Below are 12,195 nucleotides of genomic sequence, written 5' to 3' on the forward strand. Positions count from 1 at the left end.
GGGCCTATGGATGAGCGTGGTCGGCTTCAGCCGCGGCTCCTTTGGACGAGGGTGGTCCTGGCGGTGTTGCGGATCCGCTTGGTGCGACCCGCTTGGGCGAGGATCTCGACGGCTTCGATGGCACTCTGGCTTTCAGCGATCTTGAGTTGAAGCCAGTTGGATGCTCTGGTCAGTGCGTCGAGGGACCAGGGCTGCGAGAGGATGACCGCCCTGAACAGCGACCACTCGTGCAGGCGTTGGATCAGGAAGGGACGGGGAGCGACGACTTGGGTCATGGCCTGCGCCCACGGCACGTAGCCCTCCCCCCGGAGCAGAGTGTCGGCTCGTTGGTCCAGGTGTCTCAGGACCGCGCTCTGCGCCGTGGCGTCGGAGTCCTCGAGGATCGTCGTGATGAGGGAGAGCTCCTCGTCGTCCGGGATCCGGCGGAGAGCCTGGAGGTAGGCGGTGAACCTCAGCACGTCTTCGGGCACGTCCTGGTTGCTGTTCATCGCGGTCATGCTGCCAGTTTCTCGGGGTGCTCGACGAGCTGGCCGCCCTTGAGGCGGGCTCCAGCGCGGACAAGAGGGACCAGGTGTGAGCCATTGACGGATCTCCAGCGGGCCTGGACGGACTCGATGAGCTTGAGCGCCATGGCGAGCCCGGCGGCGCGGGAACCGGCGTCCTCGGTGACCTTCTGCACAGGAGGACGGCGGCGAAGGCCGACTCGACGGGGTTGGTGGTCCGCAGACGGATCCAGTGCTCGGCCGAGCAGCCGTGGAGACCAGCAGCTCGTCCTGGTCGTCGGTGATCTTCGGGACGGCCCTGGGGAACTTCGAGCCGTAGATTTTGACGAAGTTCCTAATCGCCTGCTCGGCGTGCGGTCCTCGGATGCGAAGTCGTCGAGTCGGCAACAACGCAGATTGATTGACGCGTCAAGTTTCAGGTACGGTTGGATCACGACACACGCGGCCCCCGTGCACTGATATGGGGGCGCGCCGCTGTCAGCTTTGATGCTCCGCTCCAATGGTTAACGGTGGTCTGCGATGTCAATCGACCCGATGCGTCCCCGCACGGCTTTCCGGCTGCGCCGTGCGCTCACGGCCCGGGCAAGGACGCGGCCACCCACCTCGACTGCTTTTCACGAATCCACCCGCACAACGTGGTGGAGCCCCGACCGCAAGGCCGGGCAACGCGTAGCCGTCGGCTCGCTGGTGCCCGTTGCTCTGATCGCGGTGGCGCTGTCCGCCTACCCCTCGCCACAGGACAGCAGTCCTCACCCCACGCCCCCGCCGACGTCGGCCGAGCAGATGGTGCAACCCTGGGAGGGCCTGCTTCCCGAGCAGCAACTGACCGCGTAACTCGTGCCAGTCCGGAGTGAACCGCTCCGGGACCGGTGGAGGCTTAATGCATTGCCTCCAACTGCCGATTGGGGCTGGTGTTGAGCGTAGTGGTTGGTCTCGTGCTCGTAAGGCGGCATGTCTCCGATTGCCGTGTGGACGCGCCGGTTGTCGAACCGATCGACCCGTTTCGCGGTGCCGAGTTCGACGTCGGCAAGGCCGTTCCAGGGACGGCGCAGATTCACGACCTTCCGCCGCCCTCACGAGATCTCCGAGGGCGCACTCAAGCACCGGTCGCTGGCGCGCAACGCCGCACGCTTTGTCGCTCCGTCTAATCACCTCCACCCTGCCGTAATGCTGACTATGCTGCTGGTGCATCACGTTGAGCGACCCAGCTACAGACGATCACACTTGCTGCACGCGAACCCGGTAGCAGGACTCCGTGAGGTTGTTCTCGCTGTGGGGTCCGGCTGGTGGTGGATGTCCAGCCAGACCGGCCGGCACGGTTGTATCGACCGAGGGACCGGTTCCGCACGGGCGGAGAACACGGGAACTACAAGGTCGCCCGCCCTACCAGGATCCGGACCCCAGATCGCGGGACTCCCGCCGCACACTGGGACCAAGACGTATTTCTGCAGGAGGACAGTTTCATGACCGACCGGCCCTTGACGCTCATGGCCGTACACGCCCACCCCGACGACGAGGCCACCGGCACCGGGGGGATCCTCGCGCGGTACGCGGCGGAGGGCATTCGCACGGTTCTCGTGACGTGTACCGACGGCCGTTGCGGTGACGGACCGGGGGGTGTCAAGCCGGGCGATCCCGGACACGATCCGGCGGCGGTCGCCTTGATGCGCCGACAAGAGCTTGAGGCGAGCTGCGACGTCCTGAAGGTCAGCGATCTGGAGATGCTGGACTACGCCGACTCCGGGATGACGGGCTGGCCGAGCAATGACGCCCCTGGATCCTTCTGGCAGACCCCCGTGCAGGAAGGCGCGACCCGACTCGCGGAACTCATGCGGCACTACCGACCTGATGTGATCGTCACTTACGACGAGAACGGCTTCTACGGCCACCCCGACCACATCCAGGCCCACCGCATCACGATGGCGGCGCTGCAGATGACCGCGCTGACACCGAAGGTGTACTGGACCACGATGCCCCGCTCGATCGTGCAGCGGTTCGGTGAGATCATGCGCGAGTTTCATGAGGGCATGCCGGAGCCGGATCCTGCCGAGGCTGCCGCTATGGCCGAGATCGGCCTCCCCGACGACGAGGTCACCACGTGGGTGGACGCCACCGCATTCAGCGGTCAGAAGTTCGACGCGTTGGCCGCGCACGCCAGCCAGGGCGAGAACATCTTCTTCCTCAAGATGGGCAAGGAGAGGTTCGGCGAGTTGATGGGCATGGAGACCTTCGTACGTGTCCAGGACGCCACGGGCGCGGCAATACCCGAAAACGATCTCTTCGCCGGACTGCGCTGATCCGTCCGACCGGCCGGGAAAGGGCATCGGCCGCACGGCGCGACCGAGGGGGTCACACACCCGAAGGCCTGTCCACGCGAGTTCTGTCCCGGCATCCCGCGTCCAGACCCTCGCGGGCGGTGTCGACGCGTACCCGCACTTCCGACCCGGCATCGCGCTCGTTCCCAACCCACCGGGCAAGCGCACAGGTGGGAGACCTTCAGGCTGCTGACTCGGAAGGTACGCAACAGCCCGCAGGGGCGACACGGTGCCTGAGCCGGTACGTGAAAGCGGGCCGTCCTGTCCTGGACGGCCCGGCGGATCCGCATCCCAGAACGCAGGAGTGCCCGCCCGGGTGCGGGTGGACCGGGGCAAGGACTTCTTGTTCCGCGCCGTGCTCCAGGCGTTGGGGGCGTTCGTGGCCGTGGTGGAGGGGGCTGCTTCTTTGAACCCACGTGTGATGTCGCAGGCAGCGTCCGTTTGAACTGCGACGATCGTCGGCTACGGCGCTACATCGGGCGAGATCGTCAGCCGTGGGGATGGCCGGTGTTCAGGGTACGGTCCAGGAAGCCTCGGACTCGGTCAGGTAGAGCCGTGCGTACTCGAGGTCGAAGCCCTTGGACGGTCGGATGGGAACGCCGCGATAGCCGAACAGGTCGCCGCTGCGCCCTTCGAGGCCGGAAGCGAACAGCACTGGCAGCACGCGGCGGGCGTACGCCTCCGCCGACTGCGCGAGATGACCGAGGGCGGCCTCGGTCAATCGGTGCGCAGCGCTCCCACCGAGCAGGTCGGCGCGGATTCCGGTCTTGATGATCCCGGGCGCCATACCGAAGTAGGCGGCCCCGGGATAGCGTTCCTGTCCCGCGATGACGAGCGCCTCATTACCGGCGAGAGTGTTGCCGTGCGCCTTCATGACCTTGTATCGCGCTCGGAGTTGAGGTCTGAAACCGTGCCCAGCTCTCCCCATCCCGGCAAGCCCATGACGAACACGCGTGCCTGAGAGGACCGGTCGGGCCGCGCTGAGCCGATTTTCCTGGCGACCTCACGGATGATGGCCAGACGGCTGAGAAAGCTGATGGCCATGTCGCCCTCGATGCCTTCCGAGGTCTCCTTGCGGACCTTGCCGGCGAAGACGCCTGTGGTCAGCGGCAGGACGTCGCACTCCTCGACCGGAAGTTCCCGCCCTACGCGGACCGCCGCGCGCATCGAGGACCGGTCGGCGGAGACGAACTCCAGGCTTGTGGAGGCGCTGTCCCGGAAGGTGCGGCCGACCGCGGTCACCTGAGCGCCCCGCTGAACGGCCTCGGCGGCGATGGCACGCCCCGGTCCCGCAGCGGCAGCGGCGCGGGGATCCGGCGCCGCCTGCGCGCGGAGCCGGATGCACGCACCCGCGGCGACGGGCGGATCTCCGCGTCCACCGCCCGCAGGCGCATTACCGCGGTGCCGTAGAACAGCCGGGATGCCCGGGTGCCACCCGCTGTTGCTCCTACAGCCCGTGAAGCGTCACCTGCGCCTGCCTGCGCGGCGGGCGAGCCCAACGCCGTCGCCTCCTACGTGTCCGACCTCGGCGACCGGGGACATCCCCGCACGACCCGCGAAGCCTGCTGGAACCCGCCCTCCTTGCGCTTGCCCTTCTTGCCGTCCGCGGACGCATCAAGCGCTGACCACCCCCACCAACTTTCCAGAGAGGGGGTCGAGGAATGTCGGAACGAAAACCGGCACTAGCCCTCGCGGGCGCCGGAGAGGCGTTGACCTGCGCTGCTGGTTCGGCGGAGCCTTCGGTAATTGCGAAGCGCCAGGCGGAGGGCCGCCCCCGTACTGCGTAAGCTCATCAATGCGTACTGAGACCGCACAGGGAATGCATCCTCTGGTACTCAACCGTAGATCACGCGTCCGCCCGCTACTTTATGGACAAAGGACGCAGCGCCATCAGCCGAGGGGCACGACAAGCAGTACGACAGCACGTTGTCCCGCACCTAGAAGGAAAAGAATGATGCGCCCCATGAAATACACCGTCTCCATCGAGATCGCCGTGCCGCGGGAGAAGGCGGTCCAGCTGCTCGCCGACCCGGTACACCTGCAGAAATGGCTGCGGGGCCTGGTGCTGCACGAGCCGCTGAGCGGGGAGCACGGGCAGCTCGGCACCAAGTCGCGGGTCGTGTTGCAGATGGGTCAGCGGAAGTTCGAGTGCACCGAGACCATCACACGTCGGGAACCGGCAGACCTGCGCGAGATCCCGAAAACGAGCGTCGTTCACTTCGACCGCGAGATCGTCGGCGAGGGAATGTGGAGCGCCGTGCGCGACCGGCTGACCGAAGCCAGCCCGGAAACGACGCTCTGGGAGAGCGAGAACGAATACCGGTTCAGCGGCTTTGCGATGAAGCTGGTGGGACTTCTGATGCCCGGCGCCTTCCGTAAGCAGTCGCTACAGCACATGCAGGACTTCAAGGCGTTCGCTGAGCAGGGAAAGGACGTCCGCGAAGCGACGGACTGATCTGTCCTAACGGGTCAGGCGTCTGACGGCGTGGCGTGTTGATCTTCCCTTCGTTCGTAGATGACCGCTGGGGCAAGCTCGACCGGCGCTGTCTGGAGATGACCGTTACCGAAGGCGGCGAGGCCGGTGCTGCGGCGCGCGAAACGCTCCGCAGCCACTCCAGGCGTCCGTCCGGAGCCCGCCGCGCGGACCCTCTCCAAGGGCCAGGGTGGTCAGCAGCGGGCTCAAGCCGCGTAGTCGAGGAAGTCGGCGTCGACCTGCTGCCAGGCCGACAACGGCTCGCCCGCCTTGGAGTGGGCTCGGGCAGCACGGGGTGGAGCATCGCCAGGACGAGGGGCGAGGTGAATGTGCGGCGGTCGGCGAGGGCGCCGTCGAGCAGGTGGAGGGCGCCGCAGGGGTCGCCCGCGCTGTAGCGGAGGTTGGCCCGGAAAGCGAGGGTGACCGCGCCCAGGTGGGATCCTGGGCGGAGCCGCATCATCGAACGGCACATTGGTGCAGCGTTCTGATGCCTCGCCCGGGGCCCTCCGTCACCCGAATATTGACAGGGCCTTGACAAATTGGCTCGGCGGGGCCAGTGTGCAAATATCTCGCAGAGCTGCACAATCTTTCGGTCGAACCGCGCAATATCTCTGCAGGAGAGCACCGCTGATCCATGCGGCAAGCGCGGCCGGCGCGCGCCTGCCTGACTTCCCCCACCGTCAGGAAGGAAAGCTCTCTCATGTCTCAGCGCCCTCGCGCAGGGCTTCTATGGCTCACCATACTGGCCCTGGTCCTGGCCGGAGCCGCGGTCACCGCACCCCAACGTGCGGTAGCGGCCCCGGCAGACCTCCCCGCCTCCGACTACCAGCAGGTACAACTCGCCACGGGAGCCGCCGAGCTGGGTGAACCCATGTCGCTGGCCGTACTGCCCGACCGCTCCGTGCTGCACACGGCGCGCGACGGCACGATCCGCCTCACCGACGCCGCGGGCAACACGAAGCAGGCCGGGAAGCTGGACGTCTACACACACGACGAGGAGGGCCTCCAGGGCGTAGCCGTCGACCCCGCCTTCGCCGTGAACCGCTATGTCTACCTCTACTACTCCCCGAAGTTGAACACTCCGGCGGGCGATGCCCCGACCACGGGCAGCGCCGCCGACTTCGAGGTCTGGAAGGGCCACCTCAACCTGTCGCGGTTCACACTGCGCAGCGACGGCACCCTGGACCTGGCCGGCGAGAAGGTCATCCTCGAAGTGCCCAACGACCGCGGCCAGTGCTGCCATGTCGGCGGCGACATCGACTTCGACGCGGCCGGGAACCTCTACCTGAGCACGGGCGACGACACGAACCCGTTCGACTCATCCGGGTACGCGCCGATCGACGAACGCACCAGCCGCAACCCGCAGTTCGACGCCCAGCGCAGCTCTGGCAACACCAATGACCTGCGCGGCAAGGTGCTGCGGATCAAGCCGACCGCCGACGGCGGCTACACCGTTCCCTCGGGGAACCTCTTTGCCCCCGGCACCGCGAACACCCGGCCCGAGATCTACGCGATGGGCTTCCGCAACCCGTTCCGGCTGTCCGTCGACAGGCCCACCGGCACGGTGTACCTCGGTGACTACGGTCCTGACGCCGGTGCCACCGACCCCAACCGGGGACCGGGCGGCCAGGTCGAGTTCAACCGCATCACCTCGCCCGGCAACTACGGCTGGCCGTACTGCACCGGCACCAACACCTCGAACGAGGTCTACAACGAGTACACGTTCCCGAGCGGTCCGTCCGCCGCGAAGTACAACTGCGCGGGCGGCCCCACGAACAACTCGTTCCGCAACACCGGGCGGGCCCAGCTGCCGGCCGCCAAGCCGAGCTGGATCAAGTACGGCTTGGAGGGCTCACCGCCCGAGTTCGGTGGTGGCTCGGAGTCCCCGATGGGCGGGGAGGTCTACCGCTACGACCCGAACTCGACCTCCACGGTGAAGTTCCCTCAGTCCCTCGACGGCCGCTTCTTCGCCGCCGAGTACGGCCGCCAGTGGATCAAGGCGATCGAGGTCAGAAGTGACGGCACGTACGGCACCATCGAGGACGTCCCCTGGAACGGCACCCAGGTGATGGACACCGACTTCGGCTCCGACGGCGCGCTGTACGTCCTGGACTACGGCACCGGCAGCAACAACGCGGGCCTGTACCGCATCGAGTATGTCGGCGGCAGCAACCGCAACCCGATAGCCCAGGCTTCCGCGGACCGCACCTCCGGTGCCCTGCCGCTGACTGTGCGGTTCTCCTCGCAGGGCAGCTCCGATCCCGAGGGCGGGGCGCTGAGCTACTCATGGAACTTCGGTGACGGCACGACGTCCACGCAGGCCAACCCCAGCCACACGTACACCACCGCAGGCACCTATCGCCCCACCCTCACGGTGCGTGATCCGCAGGGCCTGACCGGAACGGCCAGCCTGGTGGTCACCGCGGGCAACACCGCACCGACGGTGACCCTGCAACAGCCGCTGGACGGGCAGTTGTTCTCCTTCGGGGACACCGTGCCCTTCAGGGTGCAGGTCAGCGACCCCGAGGACGGAACGATCGACTGCTCGAAGGTGAAGGTCACCTATCTCATCGGCCATGACAGCCACACCCACGCCATCACCTCCACCAACGGCTGCCAGGGCAACCTCACCGTTCCTGCTGACGGCGAACATGACAGCGCCGCGAACCTTTACGGCGTCTTCGACGCCGAATACACCGACGAGGACGGCCTGACCACGCACTCGGTGCGCACCCTGCAGCCGCGCCATCGCCAGGGCGAGCACTTCGGCGCCCAGTCCGGCATCCAGACCGCCGACCACACCAACGCCGAGGGCGGCAAGACGGTCGGCTTCACCGACGACGGCGACTGGATCTCCTTCAAGCCGTATGTCCTCGCGGGCGCCACGAAGTTCACCGCCCGGGTGTCCTCCGGCGGAGCGGGCGGCAGGATCGAGGTACGCGCGGGGTCCGCCACCGGGAGCCTGCTCGGTACCGCGACCGTGCCGGTGACCGGCGGCTGGGAAACCTTCACCGATGTCTCCGCCAACCTCTCCGGCGCGCCCTCCGGCACCACCGAACTGTTCCTGGTGTTCCGCGGACCGACCGGCCAGGGCAATCTGTTCGACGTCGACGCCTTCACCCTGGGCACCGGCTCCACCACGACCACGCCGTGGGAGGCGGAGTCGTACAGCTCCGCCTCGGGCGTCCAGTCCGCCGCGCACGGCACGGCCAGCGGGGGGCTGACCTTGGGCTACATCGACAACGGCGACTGGGCCGGCTACGCCTCGGTCTCCACCGCGGGCGCCACCTCAGCCTCCGCGCGGGTCTCCTCCGCGGGCGCGGGCGGCACCCTCCAGTTCCGGTCCGGCTCACAGACCGGGCCGCTGCTGGGCTCGGTGGCGGTGCCGGTGACCGGCAGCTGGGACACGTTCACCACCGTCAACGCCACGCTCAACGGCACTGGAACGGGCCCGCTGTTCCTCACCTTCACCGGAGGTTCCGGCAGTCTCTTCGACGTCGACACCTTCACGCTCTCCTCCTCGACGACACGGAAGGGGTGATGAGATGACCACCCTCATACGGCGCCTGCGCCGTGCCGGCGCGGCCCTGATCCTGGCCCTGCTGGGCACCCTGATCGTCCCGGCGGGGACGGCACACGCGGCCGCGTTCGAGATCCTGGTGTTCTCCAAGACCGCGGGATTCCGGCACGACGCGATTCCGGCCGGCATCGACACCCTGCGCACCCTCGGCCAGCAGAACGACTTCACGGTCACGGCCACCGAGGACGGCGGCGCCTTCACGGCCGGCAATCTTGCGAACTACGAGGCCGTGGTGTTCCTCAACACCACCGGCGATGTCCTCAACTCCAGCCAGCAGACTGCCTTGCAGTCCTACGTCGACTCCGGCGGCGGTTACCTCGGCGTGCACGCGGCGGCCGACACCGAATACGACTGGCCGTACTACGGGCAGCTCGTCGGTGCCTGGTTCCAGAGCCACCCCGCCATCCAGCGGGCCGTGATCAGGAACGAGGACCGGACCCACCCCGCCACCACGCACCTGGGTGCGACCTGGACCCGTACCGACGAGTGGTACAACTACCGCGCCAACCCGCGTCCCAACGTGCACGTCCTGCAGACCCTGGACGAAAGCACCTACAGCGGCGGCTCGATGGGCGCCGACCACCCGATCACCTGGTGCCACAGCCAGGGCCAGGGCCGTTCCTTCTACACCGGGCTCGGGCACACCATCGAGTCCTACGCCGACCCCGCCTTCCGTTCCCTGCTGCTGGGCGGGGTGCGGTACGCGGCCGGGCAGGTCGCAGCGAACTGCTCGGTTCCGGCGGGCACGGTACAGGTGGAGGCCGAGTCGTACACGGCCGGCTCCGGCGTCCAGACGGCCGCGCATGCTCCCGCCAGCGGCGGCCAGACCCTCGGCTACATCGACAACGGCGACTGGGCAGGCTACTCCTCCGTCTCCACGGCCGGGGCGAAGACCTTCACGGCGAAGGTGTCGTCCGCAGGCGCGGGCGGCACCATCGAGATCCGGTCCGGATCGGCCGCCGGTACCCTGCTCGGCTCGGTGTCCGTGCCGGTGACCGGCGGCTGGGAGACCTTCACCACTGTCACGACGACCCTGACGGGATCCGCCTCCGGACCGCTCTTCCTGAGATTCACCGGCGGTGGCGGAGCCCTGTTCGACATCGACACCTTCAGCCTCGGAGCCGGGCCCGTCTCCGCCGCCCTGGCCGACGACGTCCACCTCTTCTACTACCCGTGGTACGGCAGCCCGGCGGTCAACGGCGGCTGGCGGCACTGGCAGCAGGGCGGACGCACCCCGCCCGACGACGTCGGCGCCGACTTCTACCCGGCGCTCGGCCCGTACGACTCGGGTGATTACCAGAGCACCGTCGCCCAGCACATGGAATGGGTCGCCCGGTCGGGCGCCGGCGTGATCGTCTACAGCTGGTGGGGCCGGGACAGCTATGAGGACCGGCTCGTGCAGGGCATGCTCGACGCGGCGCATGAGCAGGGCATCGAGGTGGCCTGGCACCTGGAGCCGTACGCGGGCCGCACCGCGGCCTCGACGGTCGCCGACATCGAGTACATCAACCGGACCTACGGAAGCCACCCGGCCTTCCACCGCTCGTCGGAGCACGGCGGCAGGAGCGCCTTCTACGTGTTCCAGAGCCTGGACATCACCGACTGGGCGGCGCTGGACCAGGTCACGGACACCAGCATCGTCCTGGCCCAGACCACCGACACCAGCAAGATCGCGCACTTCTCCGGCATGTACACCTACGACGGCATCGCGGGGGCGACCGCCCCCGGCTGGAAGCAGGCCGGCGACTACGCTCGCGCGCAGGGCCTGATCTGGGCCCCGTCCGTCGCGCCCGGCTACATCGACGACCGGGCGGTGCCGGGCAACTCCACGCCCACCGTGCAGCGTGCGAACGGCGCGGCCTACGACCGGCAGTGGACCAACGCCCTCGACCCGGCGATCGGCGGGTCACCGTCGTGGGTTTCGGTGACCTCGTTCAATGAATGGCATGAGGGCAGTTCCATCGAGCCCGCCGACTCGGCACCCCCGGGCGGTCGTGGCTACCTGACGTACGACGGTGCCTACGGCCTGAACGGCCAGGCAGCGGAGACGGCCTACCTGGACCGAACCGCGTACTGGGTGAGTCGCTTCCGGGCGGTGGCCCGGGGCTGATGGGGCCGGTCCTGATGCACCCATGAGGGCGTCCGGCCGGTGCAGGCCGGCCGGACGCCCTCGCCGGGTGCGCGGGCGTCGCGGTGGACTCACCGGGCGCGGACACTGGCGCCGTCCGCGCCCGCCGATGTGCGCCGGATCGCCGGGATCCCGGCTACCAGATCGCTTCGACCCATTCCGGATGGTCGATGAACGGGTTGCGGTTGCCCTGGTACGAGTTGTAGATCACGTCGTTGCGGCGCTCCTCGGACGCGCTCGGCGGGTCCTGCTCGTGCCACTGCTTCAGCACCGACAGGCGGCCGTGGTAGGGGACGCTGCCGTTGGTGGTGGAGTCGTTGGGCTCCAGGTCGGGCCAGCTGTCGCCGCCCTCGTAGCGGACGGCCATGTAAAGGAGCATGCGTGCCACGTCGCCCTTGACGGCGTCGCGGGGCTCGAAGGAGTTGGCGTCCGTGAGGCTGCCGCCGCCGCCCGCGACCGCGCTGCCGCCGTTGTCGAAGTCCTTGTTGCCGCGGATGGAGTTGACCTGGACATCCTCCGGGCGCAGATGGTGCAGGTCGGTGCCGGGGCCGGCGGACGTCCCGAAGTCGCCGTGCGACTGGGCCCAGACGTGCTCCCGGTTCCAGTTGCCCGTGTTGCCGCCGTTGAGGGACTTGCTGCGGGAGACACCCGAGTACAGCAGGATCACGTTGTTGCTGTTGTTCGGGTCCTGGTCGGTGACCTTCAGGGCGTCCCAGACGGCGGAGTAGGAGAGCTTCGTCTGGCTGCTCACGATGGTGTGCAGCGAGGACTTGAGGCCGGCTCCCGTCTTGCCGATCGCGTTCTTGTAGTACGTCGAGTCGTACGCGGTCGTCGTGGCCGCTGCCGGGGGCGCGGTCAGCGCGGGTGTGATGAGGCCGGCCAGCAGGGTGGGGGTGGCGAGTGCCACAGCCTTCCAGCGGCGGGGACTCTGCGTCGCGGGCATGGCGTGTCCGTTCTACGCGGATTGAACGAGCGGGACATCCGGGAGGGTGACATGGACATGCACTCATTGGGGTGAACGGGGTGTGTCGGTTAGGTGTCGGTACCTGGCGGCGCGGCCTCCAACCGTGACGGCCGGGGGCCGAGTTCGAGTCCTGCCGGCTGGGGCGCGGGGCGGCCGTGTGAGTCACGCCACACCCGCGGGTTGTTATGGCCGGGGGGCGGCTGGTGTCTTCATGCCGAGTCCACAAAACCAG

At 68.1% G+C, this 12,195-nt stretch carries 9 protein-coding genes and 1 pseudogene; 5 read left to right on the forward strand and 5 right to left on the reverse strand.

Annotated elements, in window-relative coordinates; genetic code table 11:
* Positions 1–26 precede the first annotated feature (26 nt).
* Complete coding sequence (locus DN051_RS38415; RefSeq protein WP_112441483.1) at positions 27–497, reverse strand: hypothetical protein; 471 nt, start codon at positions 495–497, stop codon at positions 27–29.
* Positions 494–854 (reverse strand): annotated as a pseudogene (locus DN051_RS46805) (IS256 family transposase); the annotation flags it as partial. The pseudogene DN051_RS46805 and the gene DN051_RS38415, both read right to left, overlap by 4 nt.
* A 168-nt stretch (positions 855–1,022) precedes the next feature.
* Here DN051_RS46805 and DN051_RS45325 point away from each other — a divergent pair.
* Both DN051_RS45325 and DN051_RS38425 read left to right on the forward strand, forming a co-directional pair.
* Positions 1,023–1,337 carry a hypothetical protein gene (locus DN051_RS45325; protein ID WP_159054136.1) on the forward strand — a complete coding sequence of 105 codons (315 nt, stop codon included), beginning with the start codon at positions 1,023–1,025 and terminating at the stop codon, positions 1,335–1,337.
* A gap of 629 nt (positions 1,338–1,966) precedes the next feature.
* On the forward strand, positions 1,967–2,800 hold the full coding sequence (locus DN051_RS38425) for a PIG-L family deacetylase (protein ID WP_112441485.1): 834 nt from the start codon (positions 1,967–1,969) through the stop codon (positions 2,798–2,800).
* A gap of 529 nt (positions 2,801–3,329) precedes the next feature.
* On the opposite strand, the gene DN051_RS45975 is transcribed toward DN051_RS38425, so the two are convergent.
* The gene (locus DN051_RS45975; RefSeq protein ID WP_199314798.1) at positions 3,330–3,692 is read right to left on the reverse strand and encodes a hypothetical protein; all 363 of its coding nucleotides are present in this window, start codon (positions 3,690–3,692) and stop codon (positions 3,330–3,332) included.
* The gene (locus DN051_RS45980; protein WP_199314800.1) at positions 3,689–4,060 is read right to left on the reverse strand and encodes a hypothetical protein; all 372 of its coding nucleotides are present in this window, start codon (positions 4,058–4,060) and stop codon (positions 3,689–3,691) included. The genes DN051_RS45975 and DN051_RS45980 overlap by 4 nt, the downstream gene beginning before the upstream one ends.
* A 721-nt stretch (positions 4,061–4,781) precedes the next feature.
* On the opposite strand from DN051_RS45980, the gene DN051_RS38435 reads away from it, so the two are divergent.
* The 3 genes from DN051_RS38435 (at position 4,782) to DN051_RS38445 (ending at position 10,981) form a co-directional block, all read left to right on the forward strand.
* Positions 4,782–5,273 carry an SRPBCC family protein gene (locus tag DN051_RS38435; protein ID WP_112441487.1) on the forward strand — a complete coding sequence of 164 codons (492 nt, stop codon included), beginning with the start codon at positions 4,782–4,784 and terminating at the stop codon, positions 5,271–5,273.
* A gap of 718 nt (positions 5,274–5,991) precedes the next feature.
* Positions 5,992–8,832, forward strand: a complete 2,841-nt coding sequence (locus tag DN051_RS38440) for a carbohydrate-binding protein (protein WP_112441489.1) — start codon at positions 5,992–5,994, stop codon at positions 8,830–8,832.
* Between the two features lie 4 nt (positions 8,833–8,836).
* Positions 8,837–10,981, forward strand: a complete 2,145-nt coding sequence (locus DN051_RS38445; protein ID WP_112441491.1) for a glycoside hydrolase family 99 protein — start codon at positions 8,837–8,839, stop codon at positions 10,979–10,981.
* A 154-nt stretch (positions 10,982–11,135) separates the two neighbouring features.
* Here the strand turns inward: DN051_RS38445 and DN051_RS38450 are convergent, their stop codons facing one another.
* Positions 11,136–11,942, reverse strand: coding sequence for an endonuclease I family protein (locus DN051_RS38450; protein ID WP_112441493.1), 807 nt, complete (start codon positions 11,940–11,942; stop codon positions 11,136–11,138).
* Positions 11,943–12,195 lie beyond the last annotated feature (253 nt).

Origin of the sequence: Streptomyces cadmiisoli (assembly GCF_003261055.1) — a bacterium.
Lineage (GTDB): Bacteria > Actinomycetota > Actinomycetes > Streptomycetales > Streptomycetaceae > Streptomyces > Streptomyces cadmiisoli.

What these genes read in the sequence shown, in the direction of transcription:
- DN051_RS38415 (WP_112441483.1), bottom strand. Translation starts at nt 497, where the DNA reads ATGACCGCGATGAACAGCAACCAGGACGTGCCCGAAGACGTGCTGAGG.
- DN051_RS45325 (WP_159054136.1), top strand. Translation starts at nt 1,023, where the DNA reads ATGTCAATCGACCCGATGCGTCCCCGCACGGCTTTCCGGCTGCGCCGT.
- DN051_RS38425 (WP_112441485.1), top strand. Translation starts at nt 1,967, where the DNA reads ATGACCGACCGGCCCTTGACGCTCATGGCCGTACACGCCCACCCCGAC.
- DN051_RS45975 (WP_199314798.1), bottom strand. Translation starts at nt 3,692, where the DNA reads ATGAAGGCGCACGGCAACACTCTCGCCGGTAATGAGGCGCTCGTCATC.
- DN051_RS38435 (WP_112441487.1), top strand. Translation starts at nt 4,782, where the DNA reads ATGAAATACACCGTCTCCATCGAGATCGCCGTGCCGCGGGAGAAGGCG.
- DN051_RS38440 (WP_112441489.1), top strand. Translation starts at nt 5,992, where the DNA reads ATGTCTCAGCGCCCTCGCGCAGGGCTTCTATGGCTCACCATACTGGCC.
- DN051_RS38445 (WP_112441491.1), top strand. Translation starts at nt 8,837, where the DNA reads ATGACCACCCTCATACGGCGCCTGCGCCGTGCCGGCGCGGCCCTGATC.
- DN051_RS38450 (WP_112441493.1), bottom strand. Translation starts at nt 11,942, where the DNA reads ATGCCCGCGACGCAGAGTCCCCGCCGCTGGAAGGCTGTGGCACTCGCC.